Consider the following 20314-nt stretch of genomic DNA (forward strand, 5'->3'; position numbering starts at 1 on the left):
TCTCGCCCGATCAACTGTGCGATCGAGACGGTGCGCAGCACCGAGGAATGGGATGGGACGCAATGACGCGTGCAAATCGTTCGTCCGCGGGAAAGGCCGCCGTCGCGCTGGCCGGGTCCGCGGTGCTCTTCCTTGCCGGGTGCTCGTCGTCCTCGGACGCGTCGAGCAACAGCTCGGAGTCGCCCGAGGAGTCGGCGGCGGCGGAGCCCGTCACCCTCGAGATGTCCTGGTGGGGCAACGACGACCGGGCCAAGCTGTTCGACCAGGTCGTCAAGGCGTTCGAGGCCAAGTACCCGAACATCACGGTCACCCAGACGCCGGTCCCCGACCCTGACACGCTGTTCAACCGCCTCGCCACGGACTTCGCCGCGGGCGGCGACACGGCCCCCGACGTCTTCGCCCTCGGCGGGGCCAAGCCGCAGGAGTACGGCGACGCGGGCGCGCTGCTCGACCTGGCCGAGGTCAAGGACACGGTCCAGCTCGACAAGTACCCGGAGTTCTCGCTGACGAACGCGACCGTGGACGACACGGTCTACGGCCTGCCCACGGGCGGCAACGCGACCGCCGCGTTCGTCAACACCGACATCTTCGCCAAGGCCGGCGTCGAGGTGCCCACCGACGACTGGACGTGGGACGACTTCGTCGCCGCCGCCAACAAGATCGGCGCGGCCGGGCTGACCACGGACACGGGCGCCCCGATCATGGGCGTCGACCTGCGCGTCCAGGACATCCTCGGCACCTACGCCGGCCAGAAGACCGAGTACGGTTTCTACGACTGGGACGGCAAGCTCTCCGTCAAGCCGGCCGTCATCGCGGACTGGTACAAGCACGAGGTCGCGCTGCGCGACGGCAAGGGCCTCCCGGACCCGTCGATCGTCGTCCAGAACTGGAACATCAGCTCGGACCAGCAGCCGTACGCGCTCGGCCAGGCCGGCATCACGTTCGGCTACAGCAACCTCATCGGCACGTACGCCAAGGGCGGCGCCACCAAGATCCTGCTGCCGCCGCACGACAAGGGTGACAAGACCGGCGTCGCGCTGCTGCCGTCGGCGTTCTGGGCCATCAACGCCAAGACCGCGCACCCGAAGGAGGCCGCGCTCCTGGTCGACTGGTTCCTCAACGAGCCCGAGGCCGCCCAGCTGATCCTCGACACGCGCGGCGTGCCGTTCAACCCGGACACGCTCGCCGTCGTCACGCCCCTCCTGCAGGGCGACTCCAAGGCCGCCGCCGAGTACGTCCAGACGACGCTCGACTCCGGCACGGTCGCCCCGCCGCAGCCGAACGGTGGCGCCAACGCGAACAAGTACGCCCAGGACGGCGAGTCCGACGTGCTGTTCGACAAGGCCTCGCCCGACGACGCCGCCAAGGGCTTCACGGAGAAGCTCGCGGCCGACCTGAACGCCGCCGGCTGAGCCACGCCTGCTGAGCCCGACCGTCCGCGGGGCGGTCCCGCACCTGCCCACCGGGTGCGGGACTGCCCCGCGGCACCCTGCGGCCCGATCCGGGCCGAGCACCGACCCCCTACGAACGACAAGGACGTCACCCGTGAGTAGCCTCGGCGAACTGCGCACACTCGCTCAAGGGCGAGGGCGCGGGCGGACAGCGAAACCGAAGATCACGGGCCGCGAGAACCTCACCGGGTATCTCTTCCTGTCCCCGTGGATCGTGGGGATGCTCGTCTTCACCATCGGGCCGATGCTGGCCTCGCTGTACCTGTCGTTCACCAAGTACAAGCTGCTCAAGCCCCCGGAGTGGATCGGCGCGAAGAACTACGCCGACATGCTCCACGACCCCGTGCTGGCCCACTCCCTCAAGGTGACGTTCACCTACGTGTTCGTCGGGGTGCCGCTCCAGCTCGCCGTCGCCCTCGGCCTGGCGCTCCTGCTGGACCGCGGCCTGCGCGGCATGACGTTCTACCGGTCGGTGTTCTACCTGCCCAGCCTGCTGGGCGGCTCGGTGGCCATCGCCATCCTGTGGCGCCAGGTCTTCGGCAAGAACGGCATCGTCAACGGGGCGCTCAGCCTCGTCGGCATCCACGACGCCCCCGGCTGGATCGGCCACCCCGACTACGCGCTCGGCACGCTCATCGCGCTGCACGTGTGGACGTTCGGCTCGCCGCTCATCATCTTCCTGGCCGGCCTGCGCCAGATCCCGGAGATGTACTACGAGGCCGCGGAGATGGACGGGGCGGGCAAGGGTCGCCGGTTCGTCTCGATCACGGTGCCCCTGCTGACGCCCATCATCTTCTTCAACCTGGTGCTCCAGATCATCTTCGCGTTCCAGAGCTTCACGCAGGCGTACATCGTCTCGGGCGGCACGGGCGGCCCGTCGGACTCGACGATGTTCTACACGCTCTACCTCTACCGCAAGGCGTTCGTCGACCTGCAGATGGGGTACGCCTCCGCGATGGCCTGGCTGCTGCTCCTCATCATCGGCGCGTTCACGGGCCTGATGTTCTGGCTGTCGAAGTTCTGGGTCTTCTATGACGACTGACCCGCGCCCCGGCACGTCCGCATCCGTTCCCCCCTGCACGAGAGGCCCCCGGCGATGACCGCGACGACGCTCTCCCGCCCTCCGGCGACGAGCCCCACGAGCGACGAGCGCATCCGGCGCGCCCGCCGCCGCCGCGTGGTCACCACCACGCTCAAGCACGCCGGGCTGATCGCGCTGGCCCTGCTGATGATCTACCCGCTCGTGTGGCTGGTGGTCTCCTCGTTCAAGCCCAACGAGGACATCTTCCGCGACCTGTCGATCTTCACGACGAACCTCACGACGGCGAACTACCCGCACGCGTGGAACGCCCAGCAGTACCCGTTCAGCCACTACCTGATGAACTCGCTCATCATCTCGGGCGCGGCGATCGTCGGGAACCTGGTGTCGTGCTCGCTGGCCGCCTACGCGTTCGCGCGGCTGCGGTTCCGCGGCCGGAACCTCATGTTCGCGGCCATGCTCATGTCGATCATGCTGCCGTTCCACGTGGTGCTCGTGCCGCAGTTCCTCATCTTCAAGGAGCTGGGCTGGCTCAACACGTTCCTGCCGCTCATCGTGCCGAAGTTCCTCGCCACGGACGCCTTCTTCGTGTTCCTCATGGTGCAGTTCATCCGTGCGCTGCCCAAGGAGATCTTCGAGGCGGCCCGCATCGACGGCGCCGGGCACCCGCGCATGTACGCGCGCATCACGCTGCCGCTCATGGTGCCGGCCCTGGCGACGTCGGCGATCTTCACGTTCATCTGGACGTGGTCCGACTTCTTCGGCCCGCTCATCTACCTGCGCAAGCCGAGCGTGTTCACCGCGGCCATCGCGCTCAAGGGGTTCCTCGACTCGCAGGAGTCGTCGAACTACGGGGCGATGTTCGCGATGTCGATCGTCTCGCTCATCCCGCTGTTCGTGATCTTCATGGTGGGCCAGCGCTACCTGGTCAAGGGCTTCGCGACGACGGGCATCAAGTAGGGCTCAGGCCCGCGGGGTCGCCGTCGAGTCGCGCACCTCAAGGTGCATGGGGTGCAGCGTGAGCGGCTCGGCGGCGTCCGTCGGCTCGACGAGCTGACGGGCCGCGAAGCGGCCCAGCGCGCGCAGGTCGGTGCGCACCGACGTCAGCGCCGGGGTGACGAGCCCGGCGAGGTAGGTGTCGTCGAACGACACGACCGACAGGTCGTCGGGCACGCGCACGCCGCGCGCCCGCAGCGCGCGCACGAGCCCGACGGCGACGACGTCGTTGTAGGTCACGACGGCGGTGGCCGACGACGCGGCGACGGCGTCGACGGCGGACTCGCCGCCGTCGACGGTGGGGGCGAACACCCCGAGCAGGAGCACCTCCAGGCCGTCGGCGCCCCGGTCGCGGACCTCGGCCGCGAGCGCCGTGCGGCGCTGCGCGTCGCCCCAGGACGCGGCGGGCCCGCCGACGTAGGCGATCTGGCGGTGCCCCAGCGCGACGAGGTGCGCGACCGCCTGGTGCACCCCGGAGGCGAAGTCGGCGGCGACGGCCCGCGGCCCGGTCTGGTTGACGACGACGACGGGCGTCGTCCCGGCGACGGCGCGGTCGGCCTCGACGGCGCGCGGCGAGGCGAGGATGACGCCGTCGGTCTGGCGCGCGAGGCGGCGCAGCAGGCCGGGCTCGGCCTCGGGGTCCTCCTGGGAGTCGACGACGAACACGCCGAGCCCCTGCTCGCGCGCTGTCTCGGCGACGCCCTGGGCGATCGCGGCGAAGTACGGGTTGGCGAGGTCGGGCACGAGCAGGCCGATGGCGCCGGTGCGGCCGGCGCGCAGGGCGGCGGCCTGGAGGTTGGGCACGTAGCCGAGCGCCGCCGCGGCGGACTCGACGCGCTCGCGCGTCGCGGTGGCCACCATGGACGGGTTGGAGAGCGCGCGCGACACCGTCGCGATGGACACGCCTGCGGTGCGGGCGACGTCGTGGACGGTGACCATCGGGTGTTCCTCTCGTCGGGCGCGGGACGGTCGGATCGCGGCGGCGCGACCGATCGTGACGAGCCTAGAGGCGCGGCCGCGCCCGCCTCCGCTCGCTAGACTGAAAACGTTCGCATCCGTGGCGTCGGCGCCCCGGACCAGCACCCCGAGGAGCACCTGACGTGACCCAGCCCTGGACCCTGCACGACGACCGCGCCCTGCCCGCGGACCCCGTCACTCGGCCGATCGCCCGCGAGATCTACCAGGAGATCCGGGGCCTGCCGATCGTCTCGATGCACGGCCACGTACCCGTCGAGTGGTTCGCCGACGACACCCCGTTCCCGGACCCGGCCGCCCTGCTCGTCACCCCCGACCACTACCTCATGCGCATGCTCGTGTCGCAGGGCGCGGCGACGCTGGCCGAGCTGGGCGTGCAGCCGCTCGACGGGTCGGGCGTGGCCGAGACGGACCCGCGCGCGATCTGGCGCCGCTTCTGCGCGAGCTGGAAGGCGTTCCGCGGCACGCCGACGCGCTTCTGGATGGAGCACGAGCTCGTCACGATCTTCGGCGTGACGCAGCGCCCGTCGGCCGAGACCGCCGACACGATCTACGACCAGGTCGCCGCCGAGATCGCCAAGCCCGACTTCCGCCCGCGCGCCCTGCTCGACCGCTTCGACATCGAGGTCATCGGGACCACCGACCCCGCCTGGGCGTCGTTGGAGCACCACCACGCGCTGGCCGCCGAGGGCTTCGGCGCGCGCATCCTGCCGACGTTCCGCCCCGACCCGGTGCTGCACCTCGACAACCCGACGTTCACGCACGACGTGCTCGCCACGGGTGCAGCGGCCGGCGTCGACGTCGTCGACTACGCCACCTACCTGGACGCGCTGCGCGCCCAGCGCCTGCGCTTCAAGGCCGCCGGCGGCACCGCCACCGACCACGGCCACTACACCGCGGACACCACCCCGCTGCCCGACGACGACGCCGCGCGCCTCTTCGCCGCCGCGTTCGCCGGCCGGCCGGTGAGCGCCGCCGAGGTGTCCGCGTTCGCCGCGCACATGCTGTTCCAGATGGCCCAGATGGCCTGCGAGGACGGCCTGGTCATGCAGATCCACCCGGGCGTCGAGCGCGGCCACTCGCGCGAGATGACGGCCCGCTACGGCGCCGACAAGGGTTACGACATCCCGTTCGCGGTCGAGTACACGCGCGCGCTGCGCCCGATGCTGGAGGCGTTCGGCCACCACCCGAACTTCCGCACCATCGTGTTCACGCTCGACGAGGACGTCTACTCGCGCGAGCTCGCCCCGCTCGCGGGCGTGTACCCGGCGATGCGCCTGGGCGCCCCGTGGTGGTTCATCGACTCCCCCGAGGCGATGCGCCGCTTCCGCGAGACCGCCACCGAGACCGCCGGGTTCCTCAACCTGTCGGGCTTCGTGGACGACACGCGCGCGTTCTGCTCGATCCCGGCCCGCCACGACCTGGCCCGCCGCATCGACTCGGGCTACCTGGCCCGCCTGGTCGCGGAGCACCGCCTGGACCTCGACGAGGCCATCGACACGGCCCACGACCTGACGTACCGCCTGCCGAGGCTGGCGTACGAGGCGCGCTGACCTTCCGATGGTGCGGGCAGGCTCGGCAGGCGGCGGTCGCGCCTGCCCGCACCGGTCAGCGGACGACCCGGCCCGTCGCGCGGAGGTCGCCCGCCGCGTCCTCGACGACCTCGACGAAGACCGCACGCTCCCGGGGCGTCGCGTTCGGGGTGTGGACGGCCAGGTAGCGCGTGCCGTCCGGGCCGTCGAAGAGCATGCCGTGACCGCCGTCGGCGGCGAAGACGGGCTCCGGCGCCTGCGTCCAGTCGCCGAGGATGCCGCCCGACGACGTCGCCTCGCCGATGCGGTAGTCGCCCTCGGGTCCGAACGAGCTCCACAGGCACTTCAGCACGCCGGCCGCGTTGCGGTACACGAACGGGCCGTCGGTCACGTACGAGCCCGGGGCCCGGCCCGCGAGCGGCGCTGCCCACGGCGCCTGCGAGGCGGAGAACAGCGTCACGGGCGGGGAGGCGGCCGCGCGCAGGTCTTCGGTCAGGCGCATGGCCTCGACCGTGCCGTCGCCCACCTGCTGCCACTCGTGGCAGAACACCATCCACGGCCGTCCGGCCGGGTCGACGTGGAGCGTGCCGTCGAGCGTCTCCCACTCCGGAGGCGTGACGGGCCCGTCCGACCACGGCTCGTAGGGCCCCAGGATCCCGCCCGTCGAGCGCAGGACCGCCGTCCCGCGGCGGCCGTCGACCGGCAGGAACGTGGCGAAGAGGTAGTGCGCGCCCTGCCAGGCGTGCACCTCGGGCGCCCAGAAGTTCCTCCGCGACCAGAACCCGGCGGGCGGGCGGAACGCCGGGAACGGCCCTTCGAGCTCCGTGAGGACGCCCGGCGCGACGCCGCGGTAGGCGTCGAAGCCGATGCCGTCGGCCTTCCAGATGTCCGGGTCCGTGGAGCCGAACAGGTAGTAGCAGCCGTCCTCGTCGACGACGTACGGGTCGCGGATCTGGATCTCGTCCAGGCGAGGCATGCGTGCTCCCTCCTTCGGGGGCCGACCGTGGCGTGCCGGGGGCCGACCGTGGCGTGCCGGTGCCCGCCGACCGTACCGCCTCCGCCGCCGCGCCCCGCAGGAGGTCCGCGCGCCGCGTCACCCGGCGCACCGGGCCCGGCGATGTGGACTCTCCCGCGGAGTTGGCTAGCATCGCCGCCGTATGTAAACGTTTCGATCGCGACGACGCGACCGATCCGACCCCGGCACGAAGGAGTGGCACCGATGGTGCGGACCCCGACCACGCTGACCGCCTTCGCGGCGGTCGACCTCGGCGCGACGTCCGGCCGCGTCATGCTCGGCCTGGTCCGCGACGCCGCCACGGTCGACCTCGTGGAGACGGGCCGCTTCCCCAACGGCCCGGTCACGGCGCCCGACGGCGAGAGCCTGCACTGGGACGTGCTGCGCCTGTGGGAGGGCGTCGTCGACGGCCTGCGCGAGGCCGGCCGCGTCGCCGCGACGCACGGCGTCGAGCTCTCCGGCGTCGGCGTCGACTCGTGGGCCGTCGACTACGGCCTGGTCGGCGACGACGAGCACCTGGTCCGCCCGGCGCGCTGCTACCGCGACCCGCGCTTCCTCGACGTCGCCGACGGCGTCTACGAGCGCGTCCCGGCGTCGGAGCACTACGCCGTCAACGGGCTCCAGCACCTGCCGTTCACCACGGAGTTCCAGCTCGTCGACGAGGTCACGGGCGGCGCGGGCGAGGCGTTCGCCGCCGCGAGGACCCTGCTGCTGATCCCGGACCTCATCACCTTCTGGCTGTCCGGCCGCCGCGTCGCGGAGGTCACCAACGCGTCGACGACCGGGCTGCTCGACGCCCGCGCGCGCACCTGGTCGTCCGCGCTGCTCGGGCGGCTCGCCGCGGAGTATCCCGGCCTCGGACGGCTCCCCGCGCTGCTCCCCGAGCTCGTCGAGGCGGGCACCGTCGTCGGGGAGCTCGGACCGTGGGTGCGGGCACGGACCGGCCTCGGCCCGGTGCCCGTCGTGGCCGTCGCCTCGCACGACACGGCCGCGGCCGTCGTCGGCACCCCGCTGCCCGCGCGGCAGGGGGACGAGGTCGCCGCCTACGTCTCGTCCGGCACCTGGTCGCTCGTCGGGCTGGAGCTCGACGCCCCCGTGCTCACCGAGGCCTCGCGCGCGGCCGGGTTCACCAACGAGCTCGGGCTCGACGGCACCGTGCGCTACCTGCACAACGTCATGGGCCTGTGGGTGCTCGACGAGTGCCGGCGAGAGTGGGCCCGCACGGGCGACCCGGTCGACCTCGGCGAGCTGCTCGCGGCCGCCGCGGCCGAGCCGGGCGGCCGCACGGTCGTCGACCTCGACGACCCCGCCTTCCTCGCCCCCGGCGACATGCCGCGACGGGTCGCCCACGCCGCCGCCCGCGCCGGCCAGCCGGTCCCCGCCACCCGGGCACAGACGGCCCGGGCCGTGCTCGACTCGCTCGCCGCGGCGTACGCGCGCACCATCCACCAGGCGGCCGCGCTCGCCGGCGTACGCGTCACCCAGGTGCACGTGGTCGGCGGCGGCTCCCGGAACGCGCTGCTGTGCCGGCTCACCGCCGACGCGACGGGCCTGCCCGTCGTCGCCGGGCCCGTCGAGGCGGCGGCGCTCGGCAACGTCCTCGTCCAGGCCCGCGCCGTCGGCGTCCTCGTGGACGACGACGTGGACGACGACGGCGGCCCGCGCGGGCTGGGCGGCCTGCGCGACGTCGTCGCGGCGTCGTCGGACCTCGTCCGGATCGACCCCGCCCGGATCGACCCCGCCCGCTGACCCACCCACCACCACCGAAGGACCTCGCGTTGCTCGACCTCGACGCCGCCACGGCCCCCGCTCCCCCGCGACCGACCACGATCCTGCAGTTCGGGGGCGGCAACTTCCTGCGCGCCTTCGTCGACCTCATGGTCCACGAGGCGAACGTGCGCGGGGTGATGGACGCGGGCATCGCCGTCGTGCGCGCCACACCCGGCACGGGCGGCGCGTTCGACCGGCTGCGGGCGCAGGACGGCCGCTTCCACGTGCTCCTCGAAGGCATGCGGGACGGCGAGCCCGTCCGCGAGCTCACGCGCGTCGACTCCGTCACGCACGTGGTGAGCGCGCACGACGAGTTCGACACGTACCGGGCGCTCTACCTGTCGCCCGAGCTCACCACGGTCGTGTCGAACACGACCGAGGCGGGCATCGCGTGGGTGGAGGGCGACGACCTCACCGCGCGGCCGCCCGCGAGCTTCCCCGCGAAGGTCACCGCGCTGCTCCTCGACCGGTTCCAGCACTTCGACGGCGCGCCCGACAAGGGCCTGCACGTCGTGTGCTGCGAGCTCGTCGAGGACAACGCCACGGCGCTGCGCGAGCACGTGCTGCGGCACGCGGCCGCGAACGACCTGCCCGCGGCGTTCGTCGCCTGGGTCGAGACGGCGTGCGCGTTCCACGACACGCTCGTCGACCGCATCGTGCCCGGCTTCCCCCGCGCCGAGATCGACGCGATCCAGGCGGAGACCGGGTACCGCGACGAGCTCGCGACCAAGGGCGAGCTGTACGGCCTGTGGGCCATCGCCACGGGCGAGCCCGGCGGGCGGGGCGAGGCGATCCGCGACCTGCTGCCGCTCGACCGCGCCGGCCAGCCGGTCGAGTTCGTGACCGACATCCGCCCGGTCCGCCTGACGAAGGTGCGCATCCTCAACGGCCTGCACACCGCGATGGCCCAGGTCGGCCTGCTCGCGGGCCGCGAGACCGTGGGCGAGGCGGCCGCGAACCTCACCATCGCCTCCTACCTCGGGCACCTGCTGCACGGCGAGGTGCTGCCCTCGCTCCCCGCCTACGAGGAGTCGGACGAGGCCGCGGAGGCCCTGGCCGAGCTCGCCGACCGCATCACCGAGCGCTTCACCAGCCCGTTCCTGCACCACCGGCTCGCGGACATCGCCCTCAACTCGGTGTCGAAGTGGCAGGCGCGCAACCTCCCGGTCGCGCTCGACGCCTGGGCCGCGGGCCGCGAGGCGTCCCTCACGGTGCTCGCGTTCGCCGCGCTCGCCGTGCTCTACGGCGGCCAGGGCTTCGACGCCGACCGCGTGGCCGCGTCCGGCTTCGCGCCGCGCGACGACGCGGCGCTCGTCGCGCTGGTCCGCGACACGTTCCCGGGGCCCGACGGCGACGTCGAGGGCTGGCTGCGCACGGTCATCGACGCCGCGGGCTTCTTCCCGCCCGACGACGGCGCCCTCGCCGCGCGCCTGGCCGCCGAGGCCGCCGCCCACGCCCGCGTCATCCTCACGGAGGGCATCACGGTCGCCCTGAAGGCGGTCTCGTGACCCCCGGCCTCGACCCGAACGGAGCACCCGTGTCCCACGACCAGAACCCCACCGCCCCCCGGCCTGCGTCCGCCGCCTCCGGGACGGGCGACCCCGCCGTCGTGCCGCAGTTCGCGCCCGTGCCCGCCGGCCGCCCCCGGCGCCGGTACGCCGTCGTCGGCACGGGGCACCGCGCCGGCATGTACGTGGACGCCATCACGGGAGCGCACGCCGACGTCGCCGAGCTCGTCGCCTGGTGCGACTCCAACCCGACGCGCATGGCGTACTACGACGGCGTCGTGGGGCAGGCGCTCGGGCTCGACGGGCCGGCCGGGCTGCCCACGTACGGCCCCGACGGGCTCGAGGCCATGGTGCTCGAGCAGCGTGTCGACGTCGTCGTCGTCACGACGCCCGACTTCACGCACGCCGACCTGGTCGCGCGGGCGCAGGCCGCGGGCGCCGACGTCGTCGTCGAGAAGCCGCTGACCACCACGGACGTCGGCTGCCGCACCATCGCCGACTCCGTCAAGTCGACCGGGCGCGACGTCGTCATGACGTTCAACTACCGGTACTCGCCGCGCAACTCCTCGCTGCGCGAGGTCATCGCGTCCGGCGAGATCGGCGACGTCACGAGCGTGCACTTCGAGTGGGTGCTCGACACCGTGCACGGGGCCGACTACTTCCGCCGCTGGCACCGGCAGCGGGAGAACTCCGGGTCGCTGCTCATCCACAAGTCGTCCCACCACTTCGACCTGGTCAACTGGTGGCTGGGCGACGTGCCCGCGCGTGTGTTCGCGAGCGCCGGGCTGCGCTTCTACGGCGCCGAGAACGCGGCGGCGCGCGGGATGGGCGAGCGCCCGGCGCGCGGCACGGGCGTCGTGGGCGACCCGTGGTCGTTCGACCTCACCGCCGACCCGCGGCTCCAGGCGCTCTACCTGGACGCCGAGCACCACGACGGGTACCTGCGCGACCGGGACGTGTTCTCCGAGGGCATCACGATCTACGACAACATGGCGCTCGTCGTGGACTACGCGCGCGGGGCCACCATGACGTACTCGCTCAACGCGCACGCGCCGTGGGAGGGGTACACGGTGGCCGTCAACGGCACGAAGGGCCGGGCGGAGCTCACGGTCGTCGAGCGCGGCGTCGTCATCATCGACGACCGCGGTCACGTGGTGCTGGACCCGTCCGCGACGCCGGCGACGCAGGCGGCGAAGCTCGCCGCAGAGGGCATCCGGCCCGAGGCCGAGCACCTGATCGTGCAGAAGCACTGGGAGCCCGCGCGCGAGTGGCCCATCCCTGCGGGGGTCGGCGGGCACGGCGGCGGCGACGCGATCCTGCTCATGGACGTGTTCCGCCGCGACCTGCGCCTGGGCGACGACCCGCTGGGCCGTGCGGCCGGGTACCGGGACGGGCTCGCCGCCGTGGCCGTGGGCATCGCGGCCAACGAGTCGCTGCGCACCGGCCAGGCGGTCCGTGTGGCCGACCTCGACCTGGGCGACGACCTGTCGTGACCTCCCCCTACGCGGTCCCGGCGCACGGCTCCGTCGACCGGGAGGCACTGCTCGACCGGCACTCCCCGCGCGTGACCGCGATCGACCCGCGCTCCCCGCTCCAGGTGGGCAACGGCGAGCTCGCGTTCACCGCGGACGTCACGGGCCTCCAGACGCTCCCCGAGGCCTACCCCGTCACGGACGAGGCGGGCCGGCCGATCGGCACCCTGCTGGGCACGATGGCGCAGTGGGGCTGGCACACGGTGCCCTTCGACACGCTGCCCGGCGTGGCCCCGGCACGCCGGCGCCGACCATCGAGACCGCGCTGCGCGAGTACGACTCGCCCCGAGGCCCCGTCCCCTACGTCGACCTGTCCGCCGAGCAGTGGGGCACCGCCACAGGGACGTCGGCCTCCGCGGCGAGCGTGGCCGAGGAGTGGCTGCGCAACAACCCCCACCGTCTCGACCTGGGCCGCGTCGGCCTGTGGCTCGCGGGGGCGTCGCGGCCGACGACGTCGCGGACGTCGACCAGCGGCTCGACCTCGCCCACGGCGTGCTCACCTCCCGCTTCACGGTGCGCGGGCAGCGCTTCCGCGTGACGACGGCGGTGCACCCCGAGCGCGACGAGCTCGCGGTGCAGGTCGCCCGCACCGGGGGCGGCGACGCGGAGCCCTTCGGCCTCGAGCTCGCGTTCCCGTACGGCTCGCAGTCCTGGGGCAACGCGCAGGACTGGGACCGGCCCGAGGCGCACACGACCAGGGTGACCCCGGTGGACGGCGGGTTCCTCGTCGAGCGCGTGCTCGACTCGACCCGGTACACGGTGTCGGTCGCCGCGCGGTCCGTGTCGCTCGACGAGCCCGCGCCGCACCGGGTGCGGTTCGTGGCGGACGGCAGCATCGTGCAGGCCTGCATCGCCTTCGCCCCCGCCGCTGACGGGCCGGCCACCGACGGCTCCGTCGGCGCGACCCGCCACGGCCCGGCCACGGCGGGAGCGAGGTCGTCCGCCGTCGAGGCGGGCCGCGACCACCCGGTGGGCGGCGCCCCGGGCGTCGTGCACGACGCCGCCGCCTGGTGGACCCGCTTCTGGGCCGACGGCGCCGCCATCTCCTTCGACGGCACGGACGACCCCCGCGCCGTCGAGCTCGAGCGCCGGGTCGTGCTCTCCCAGTACCTGACGGCGGTCAACTGCGCAGGGTCGACACCGCCCGCCGAGACCGGGCTCATGCTCAACTCGTGGCGCGGCAAGTTCCACCTCGAGATGACGTGGTGGCACACCGCGCACTTCCCGCTGTGGGGCCGACCCGCCTTGCTGGAGCGGACGCTCGCCTGGTACGAGACGATCCTCGAGCCCGCCCGCGCGACCGCCGCCCGCCAGGGCTTCGCGGGCGCGCGCTGGCCCAAGCAGACCGACCCGTCCGGCCGGGAGACCCCGTCGAGCATCGGCACGTTCCTGGTGTGGCAGCAGCCGCACCCGGTGTACCTGGCCGAGCTGCTCTACCGTGCCGACCCGACCGCGGCGACGCTGCGGCGCTGGGCACCGCTGGTCCGCGAGACGGCCGAGTTCATGGCCTCGTTCGCGTGGCCGCAGGACGACGGGTTCCACCTGCCTGCGCCCCTGGTGCCGTCACAGGAGTCGTACGCGCCGCAGCGGGCCGCCACCCAGGACCCGACGTTCGAGCTCGCGTACTGGGCGTGGGCGCTGGGCGTGGCCGTGACGTGGTCCGAGCGGCTCGGCGAGGACGTGCCGCCGCTCTGGCGTGAGGTCGCCGCGGGGATGTGGCGCCCCGAGCCGCACGACGGCGTCTACCCGGCGATCGGCGTCGCGCCCTGGACGATCCGCACCGACCACCCGTCGATGGTCGCCGCCCTCGGCGTCGTGCCCAACACCGGGCTCGTCGACCGCGACGTCATGGCAGCGACGCTCGACGACGTCGTCGGCGACTGGGAGTGGGAGTCCACGTGGGGCTGGGACTACCCCATGGGGGCGATGACGGCGGCCCGCCTGGGCCGCCCGGAGGCGGCCGTGGACTGGCTGCTGCAGGAGCGGGGCAAGAACGAGCACCTGGCCAACGGGCACAACTACCAGACGCCCGCGCTGCCCGCGTACCTGCCGGGCAACGGCGGCCTGCTGACGGCGGTCGCCCTCCTGGCGGGCGGCTGGGACGGCGCCCCGGACCGCCCGGCGCCGGGGTTCCCGGAGTCGTGGACGGTCGCGGCGGACGGCTTCCTCCGCCTCCCCTGAGACGGCTGGGCCGAGACGACCCGGTGGTCGAGCCCGGCGGGCTCGACCACCGGGTCGCGTCACGGCGCCGGGTACGCCACCACCTGCGGGCTCGCGAACGAGCCGACCGCCGGGGCGCCCACGTCGTTGACGACGTGCTCGATGCCGCCGGACCCGTTGAGGAACACGCTCGTCATCGACCGGAACGTGATGCCCGGCCCGGACGGCGTCTGGATGCCGGCCGCCTCGCGGATGTCGACGCCCTGGTTGAAGAACGCGTACACGCCCAGGCCGTACGCGGTGTGCGTCCGGACGTCGTCCGCGACGCGGTACGACGCGTAGCCGGCGCGGGCGCCGTCGGACCAGGCGGCCTGCGACGGCACGTCGTACGGCAGCTCGGACTGGTAGAAGACCGTGGTGCCGCGCTCGCCGTTCCACTGCACCTGGGTGCCCTGGTAGTGCTCGACGAACAGGCCCGTGGCCGTGACGTCGTCGCCGTTGACGACGACGCCGTGCGTGCCCGTGTTGGAGTCCCACGCGACGCCGGTGCCGTGGTCGGCACGCCAGGCCCAGATGTGGTCGAGCAGCACGTCGTCGCTGTTGACCTCGATCGACGTGACGGCCTGGCCGGCCCACGGGCCGCCGACGCGGACGAACACGTCGCTGAGCGTCGTCGGGTCGGCGGCGTCGGACTTGTGGGCGTTGCGCGGGCCCACCTGGACGAGCACGTCGGACTCGGGGACGCCTGCGTCCACGGTGATGCCGGCGACCTTGACGCCCGTGACGTCGGCGATCTCCAGGGCGGCGTTGCCGCGCGTCGGGGTGAGCGACGCGTAGCCGAGGCCCAGCACGACCGTGCCGGACCGCTTGACCGCGATCGGCTTGTCGAGCGCGTAGACGCCCGGGGTGAGGATGAGGTTCTTGCCGCGCGCGAGCTGGGAGTTGATGGTCTGCGCGGTGTCCCGCCCGGCCTGCGCGACGTAGACGTCGCTCATGGGGATCGAGGTCCCGGCGTCGGCCGACGTCGACCAGTCGACGCCCACCGAGTCGCGCTTCGCGTTCGGGACGAAGATCTCGAGCCCGCCGGACGCGGCCCGGTAGAGGAAGGGCGTCTCGCGGCTCACGGGGGTCGCGTCGAGCGTGGTCTTGTTGCCGACGCCGCCCGCGGCGAGCGGGCCGAAGTCCGTGGCCGGTGCCCCGACGACGCCGGAGAACACCATGTTCCACACGCCGCCGTCCCAGCGGCCCACCTCGGAGTTGCGCGAGTACCACTGCTGCTGCGAGCCGGTCTGGAGGGTGCCGGTGACGCGCGAGTTGGCCAGGTAGCCGCCCGAGGCGTACTCGCCCATCTGGCCGAACACGGTCAGGTCGCCGCGGATGTCGACGCGGCGCATGGGCGCGGCCTGCGACACGGCCCACCGCATCTGGTGCGCGTCGACCGCGCCCGGGGGAACGGGTAGTCGCGGTCGGTGCCCACCGACGTCTGGATGGGGTTGATCGCCAGGTTGGACAGCGAGCGCCAGAAGCGCGTGAGGGAGCCCGGGTCCTGGCACGCCCAGGGCGTGTCGGGGCAACGCACCACGGGGTTGACCTGGAACGCACCGTTGACGAGCACGTCGCCCGGCTGGGCGCCGAGGCCCGCGACGGATTCGTAGTAGCCGACCGTCTGGTTGACGATGCCGGTCGCCGTGGCGGGGTCGTCCTGCCCGGCCGCGCTGCCGTAGACGCCGGGCTCGAAGAACACCTGGTGGCGGTTCTGCGAGAACTCGCCCTCGTCGTTGATCGAGTCGAGCAGGGCGTTGATCTGCTCCGTCGTCCACGACGGGTCGACGAAGGTGACGTTCGGGCCGAAGTCCGGGTCTCCCGACGGGGGTGCCTTGGGGGCTCCGAACGCTGGTGCCCAGCTGCCGCTCGCGACGAGAGCGAGCGCCAGCGCGCCCGCGGGCGCGACGTGGCGAGTCTTCATTGACTGGCTCCTCGGTTCTGTGTCGTGCCCACGGCGTCGTGGGCACGACACAGAACCTAGCGCCTTGCTTACTGACCTGTCAGTACGGCGTGTACGCGAACGACCCGACCGTCACGACCGACGTCGACGGCGTCCCGTGGCTCGTGGCGTAGACGCCCAGCCAGACGCCCGTGAAGCCGCCCGCGGCGACGCTGTCGAGCGTCCGCCCGTCGGCGACCGCGACCGTCCGCGCGGCCCCCGGCACCCCGGGCGTCTCGACGACCAGCGCGTAGTCCTGCCCGCGGGCGCTGACGCCGAGCGTCACCGCGCCGTCGACGACGCCGGCCGGGGCCTCGCCCAGCACGGTGTCCACGCCGCCCCGGCGGTGGACCGCCCGCACGGTGTACGCGTCGCCCGTGCGGGTCACGCCGAGCGTGGCGTGGTCCTTCTCCGACTGCCGCACGACGACGCCGGCGGTCTCGCCGTCGGCAAGCCCCGTCACCTGGACGACGGCGCGCACGTCGACGTCCTGGTGCTGCTGGCGCACCCCCAGGAACGTAGGCGTCCCGAGGTCGGCGAGCGTCGCGGGCTGCACGCGCAGGTCCCAGCCCGCGCCGTCCGACGACGGGGAGGCCACGGCCGACGGCGGCCGGCGCATCGCGGTCCACCGCACGTCGTCGGGCCGCACGACGCCCGCGGTCACGTGCTGCGGCGCCCCGACGGCGACCGGCGAGGCGAACGGCACGTCGACCTGCTGCGGCACGCGCCCCTGGCCCGGCGCGAACACCGGCCAGCCGTCCTGCCACTCCACGGGCACGAGGAACGTCTCGCGCCCGAGGTTGTAGTGGTAGCCGCCGTAGGTGCGCATGCCGAGCAGCACGGCCCACCAGGAGCCGTCGGGCCCCTCGACCAGGTCGGCGTGCCCGACGCCGACCACCGGCTCGCCACGGCCCAGGTGCCGGTGCGTGAGCACCGGGTTGCCCTTGTTGCCCTCGTACGGGCCCTCCACCGTGGCGGACCGTGCGACGGAGAGCGCGTGGTGGAAGTCGGTGCCGCCCTCGGAGGCGAGGAGGTAGTACGTGCCGTCCTTCGTGTACAGGTGCGGGCCCTCGGCCCACACCGCGCCCCGGACCGCACCCGTCCACAGGATGTGCTCCGGGCCGGTGAGCTGGAGCGTCTCCGGGTCGAGCGCGCGCAGCCACACCTCGGTCTGCGAGTCCCACTCCGGGTGCTCCGCCAGGCGCGTGCCGTGCGCCCACACGCGCCCGTCGTCGTCGAAGAAGAGCGACGGGTCGATGCCGCCGCCCTCCCACCACACCGGGTCGGACCACGGGCCCGCCGGGTCCGTGGCCGTGACGACGAAGTTGCCCCCGCGTGCCCCGCCGGCGTTGCTGACCAGCGTGCACACGAGGTAGAAGACGCCGTCGTGGTGCCGCAGCGTCGGCGCGTACATGCCGCCCGACGTCGTCGCGCCCGAGAGGTCGACCATCCCGTCGCGGTCCACGACGTGCCCGACCTGCTCCCAGTGGACCAGGTCGCGGCTGTGGAAGACCGGCAGCCCGGGGACGTACGCGAACGTCGACGTCACCAGCCAGTAGTCGTCGCCGACACGGCAGATGGTCGGGTCCGGGTACGTCCCCGGGAGGACCGGGTTGTCGATGATCACTTCTGGTAGCGGTACGCGTCCCAGACGCCCAGCAGGTACTGGATGCCCAGCGCCCGGTCGTACAGGCCGTAGCCCGGGCGCGGGGTGTTGCCGCGGTTCTCGTCCCACAAGTGGCGGCCGTGGTCGGGGCGGATGTACCCCTCGTAGCCCGCCTCGGCGTAGGCCTTCATGATGCCCGTCGTGTCGATCGAGCCCTCGCACGCGCGGTGGCCGACCTCGATGAAGTCGCCGTTGTCGAAGTGCTTGATGTTGCGCACGTGGCTGAAGTGGATGCGGTCCATGAACGTCTTGACGGCGTCGACGGGGTCGCTGTCCGGGTTCGAGCCGAACGAGCCGAGGCACAGCGTGAGGCCGTTGTACGGGCTCTCGTTGAGCGACAGGACGCGGGCCAGGTCCTCCTTGCGGGAGACGACGCGCGGCCAGCCGAAGATGTCGAACGCCGGGTCGTCGGGGTGCACGCCGAGCTTGACGTCGAACTCCTCGCACGTCGGGATGACGGCGTCGAGGAAGTACTTGTAGTTGGCGTACATGTCCTCGCGCGTGACGCCGACATACGCCTCCTTGAGCTCCTGGAACGAGGCCAGCCGCTCCGGCTCCCAGCCGGGGAGCGTCATGCCACCGTCATCCAAGTTCATCGAGGCGATCAGCGACTCCGGCGTGAGCTGGTCGACGATCGCCTTCTCGTAGAAGAGGGCCGTCGAGCCGTCGGGCAGCGGGTGGAACATGTCCGTGCGCAGCCAGTCGAAGACGGGCATGAAGTTGTAGCAGATGACCTTCACGCCCGCGCGGCCCAGCCGCTCGATGCACAGCTTGTAGTTCTCGATCGCGGTGTCGCGGTCGACGCCGAGGACCGTCTTGCCGAGCTTGATCGACTCGTGCACGTTGACCGACTCGACGACGTCGGCGCGGAACGTCTTCTCGATGCCGCGCGCGCGGTGCTCGTCGGTGAGGTTCTCGATCGTGGCGATCTCCGCCGCGATCTCCTCCTCGGTCCACTCCTCGCCCGCCTGCTTGTGGTGCAGCGACCACACGATCGTCTCGACGCCGGGGATCTGGCGGATGTCGTCGAGCGAGACGGTGTCGTTGCCGTCGCCGTACCAGCGGAAGCCCATCTTCATGGCAGTTGCGTCCTTCGTCGGGTGGGGCGGGTCAGAGGAGGCCGGTGCTCGCCGCGGCGAGCGCGCGGGCGTGCTGGACGACGGCGTCGACCAGCTCCGGGTGGGTGCCGGCGTCGCCGGGCAGCACGCCGGGCACGGCGAGCAGCGCGCGGGCGATGCCCTCGACGTCGTTGTGCTGCGCCGTGACGACAGCGGTGAGCTCCGCGGCGCCCGCGGGGTCGCCCAGGTCGACGCCGTCGCGCACCGCGCGACGCACGAACTCGGACCAGGCGGCGAGGCCGAACGCGATGCCCTGGGGCACGCGGCCGGACTCGAGCGCGAACTGGAGGGCGCCGCCCCAGCGGAACGGGATCTTCTGGGTGCCGTCGGTCGAGACCTGGCGGGTCGAGTGGCCCGTGGCCGGGTTGGCGAAGCGCTCGAGCAGGCCCTCGCCGTAGGCGGGCAGGTCGGCACCGGCCGGCGGGGTCACGGACGGCAGGGCGTCCTCGAACATGTACGCTCGGGCGTGCTCGGCGATCTCGGGGGCGACGACGGCCTCGGCCATGGTGGCGTAGCCGAACAGGCGGCCGGAGTAGGCGATGAGCGAGTGGGTGCCGTTGAGCATCCGCAGCTTGGCCTCCTCCCAGGGGGCCACATCATCGGTGAGCTCGGCACCGACCAGCTCCCACGGCGGGCGCGGGGCGGCGAACGAGTCCTCGATGACCCACTGACGGAACGGCTCGCCGGAGATGGCGGCCTCGTCGCGGGCGCCGAGGATCTCTTCGACGCGGTCCAGGGTCGCGGGGGTCACGGCCGGGGTGATGCGGTCGACCATCGACGACGGCCAGGTGGTGCTCGCGGCCAGCCACGCGGTGAACTCGTCCGCGGCGGGGCCGGCGGCGGCGATGAACTCGTCCACGATCCGCTTGAGGACCTTGCCGTTGTGCGCCATGTTGTCGCAGCTCAGCACGGTCACCGGGGTGCCCTCGCCCAGGAAGCGGGCGGCGAGGCCGCGCACCAGGAGGCCCATCGCGGTGGCGGCGGGGACCTGCTCGGTGGCACCGCCCAGCTCGGCGACGAACGCGTCGACGTCGCCCTGCGCCTGCGCGAGGTCGAGGTGGCCGTCGCGGTCACGGCAGTAGCCCTTCTCGGTCACGGTCAGCGTGATGAGGTGGGTCGTCGGCGCGGCCATGGCGGCCAGCAGGCGCGGGGTCTCGTCGCCCGGGTAGGCGGTGTCGAGCACCGAGGCGACGACGGTCGCCTCCTCGACGAGCTCGCCGTCGACCAGGCCCACGGACAGCACGGTGTAGCGGCCGTCCTGCTCGCGCAGCGCGGGGACCAGCACGGGCGTGCGCTCGACGTCGCCGAGGATGCCCCAGCTCAGGTCGCCCGACACCGCCATGGCCTCCTGCGTGTACAGGGCTTGGTGGGCACGGTGGAACGCGCCCCAGCCCAGGTGCACGATGCCGACGCCGGTGGGCACGACGGGGGGCGCGACGACGCCGGCGGGCAGGGTGGTTCCGGCGCCGAGACGCGGGGACTGACTGGTCACAGAGGGGGCTCCTTCGACGCCGATGCAAACGTTCGCAGTCAGGGTACCCGGGGTTCGCGCCCCGCGTGATCACGCG

Annotated in this window: 15 protein-coding genes; 8 read left to right on the plus strand and 7 right to left on the minus strand. The window is 73.0% G+C overall.

Annotated elements, in window-relative coordinates; translation table 11 throughout:
- Nucleotides 1-62 precede the first annotated feature (62 nt).
- The 3 genes from ET471_RS02045 (at nucleotide 63) to ET471_RS02055 (ending at nucleotide 3450) form a co-directional block, all read left to right on the plus strand.
- Nucleotides 63-1412: an ABC transporter substrate-binding protein gene (locus ET471_RS02045; RefSeq protein ID WP_165350365.1), complete on the plus strand. Its 1350-nt coding sequence runs from the start codon at nucleotides 63-65 to the stop codon at nucleotides 1410-1412.
- 133 nt (nucleotides 1413-1545) lie between these two features.
- Nucleotides 1546-2493, plus strand: coding sequence for a carbohydrate ABC transporter permease (locus ET471_RS02050; RefSeq protein ID WP_129186374.1), 948 nt, complete (start codon nucleotides 1546-1548; stop codon nucleotides 2491-2493).
- A 54-nt stretch (nucleotides 2494-2547) separates the two neighbouring features.
- Nucleotides 2548-3450 (plus strand): carbohydrate ABC transporter permease, encoded by a 903-nt coding sequence (locus ET471_RS02055; RefSeq protein ID WP_129186375.1) that lies wholly within the window; start codon nucleotides 2548-2550, stop codon nucleotides 3448-3450.
- A 3-nt stretch (nucleotides 3451-3453) separates the two neighbouring features.
- Here ET471_RS02055 and ET471_RS02060 read toward each other — a convergent pair whose 3' ends face one another.
- On the minus strand, nucleotides 3454-4425 hold the full coding sequence (locus tag ET471_RS02060) for a LacI family DNA-binding transcriptional regulator (RefSeq protein ID WP_129186376.1): 972 nt from the start codon (nucleotides 4423-4425) through the stop codon (nucleotides 3454-3456).
- Nucleotides 4426-4586: 161 nt separating this feature from the next.
- Here ET471_RS02060 and uxaC point away from each other — a divergent pair, with 161 nt between their 5' ends.
- The gene (uxaC, locus tag ET471_RS02065) at nucleotides 4587-6014 is read left to right on the plus strand and encodes a glucuronate isomerase (RefSeq protein WP_129186377.1); all 1428 of its coding nucleotides are present in this window, start codon (nucleotides 4587-4589) and stop codon (nucleotides 6012-6014) included.
- Nucleotides 6015-6069: 55 nt separating this feature from the next.
- On the opposite strand, the gene ET471_RS02070 is transcribed toward uxaC, so the two are convergent.
- A complete protein-coding gene (locus tag ET471_RS02070; protein WP_129186378.1) occupies nucleotides 6070-6969 on the minus strand; it encodes a glycoside hydrolase family 43 protein in 900 nt (299 codons plus the stop codon).
- A gap of 243 nt (nucleotides 6970-7212) precedes the next feature.
- On the opposite strand from ET471_RS02070, the gene ET471_RS02075 reads away from it, so the two are divergent.
- The 4 genes from ET471_RS02075 to ET471_RS02090 all read left to right on the plus strand — a co-directional run bounded on the left by ET471_RS02075 (nucleotide 7213) and on the right by ET471_RS02090 (nucleotide 13999).
- A complete protein-coding gene (locus tag ET471_RS02075) occupies nucleotides 7213-8757 on the plus strand; it encodes a rhamnulokinase (protein WP_129186379.1) in 1545 nt (514 codons plus the stop codon).
- 29 nt (nucleotides 8758-8786) lie between these two features.
- The gene (locus tag ET471_RS02080; protein WP_165350366.1) at nucleotides 8787-10286 is read left to right on the plus strand and encodes a tagaturonate reductase; all 1500 of its coding nucleotides are present in this window, start codon (nucleotides 8787-8789) and stop codon (nucleotides 10284-10286) included.
- Nucleotides 10287-10315: 29 nt separating this feature from the next.
- On the plus strand, nucleotides 10316-11779 hold the full coding sequence (locus ET471_RS02085; RefSeq protein WP_129190638.1) for a Gfo/Idh/MocA family protein: 1464 nt from the start codon (nucleotides 10316-10318) through the stop codon (nucleotides 11777-11779).
- Between the two features lie 462 nt (nucleotides 11780-12241).
- On the plus strand, nucleotides 12242-13999 hold the full coding sequence (locus ET471_RS02090; RefSeq protein ID WP_242496379.1) for a hypothetical protein: 1758 nt from the start codon (nucleotides 12242-12244) through the stop codon (nucleotides 13997-13999).
- A 59-nt stretch (nucleotides 14000-14058) separates the two neighbouring features.
- On the opposite strand, the gene ET471_RS02095 is transcribed toward ET471_RS02090, so the two are convergent.
- The 5 genes from ET471_RS02095 to ET471_RS02110 all read right to left on the minus strand — a co-directional run bounded on the left by ET471_RS02095 (nucleotide 14059) and on the right by ET471_RS02110 (nucleotide 20238).
- A complete protein-coding gene (locus ET471_RS02095; protein ID WP_242496380.1) occupies nucleotides 14059-15372 on the minus strand; it encodes a hypothetical protein in 1314 nt (437 codons plus the stop codon).
- On the minus strand, nucleotides 15342-15944 hold the full coding sequence (locus ET471_RS18320) for a hypothetical protein (RefSeq protein ID WP_242496381.1): 603 nt from the start codon (nucleotides 15942-15944) through the stop codon (nucleotides 15342-15344). Before ET471_RS18320 ends, ET471_RS02095 begins: the two co-directional genes overlap by 31 nt.
- A gap of 79 nt (nucleotides 15945-16023) precedes the next feature.
- A complete protein-coding gene (locus tag ET471_RS02100) occupies nucleotides 16024-17589 on the minus strand; it encodes a glycoside hydrolase family 43 protein (RefSeq protein ID WP_129186381.1) in 1566 nt (521 codons plus the stop codon).
- Nucleotides 17586-18707, minus strand: coding sequence for a mannonate dehydratase (gene uxuA / locus ET471_RS02105; protein WP_129186382.1), 1122 nt, complete (start codon nucleotides 18705-18707; stop codon nucleotides 17586-17588). The genes ET471_RS02100 and uxuA overlap by 4 nt, the downstream gene beginning before the upstream one ends.
- A 31-nt stretch (nucleotides 18708-18738) precedes the next feature.
- The gene (locus tag ET471_RS02110; RefSeq protein WP_129186383.1) at nucleotides 18739-20238 is read right to left on the minus strand and encodes a mannitol dehydrogenase family protein; all 1500 of its coding nucleotides are present in this window, start codon (nucleotides 20236-20238) and stop codon (nucleotides 18739-18741) included.
- Nucleotides 20239-20314 lie beyond the last annotated feature (76 nt).

Origin of the sequence: Xylanimonas protaetiae (assembly GCF_004135385.1) — a bacterium.
Lineage (GTDB): Bacteria > Actinomycetota > Actinomycetes > Actinomycetales > Cellulomonadaceae > Xylanimonas > Xylanimonas protaetiae.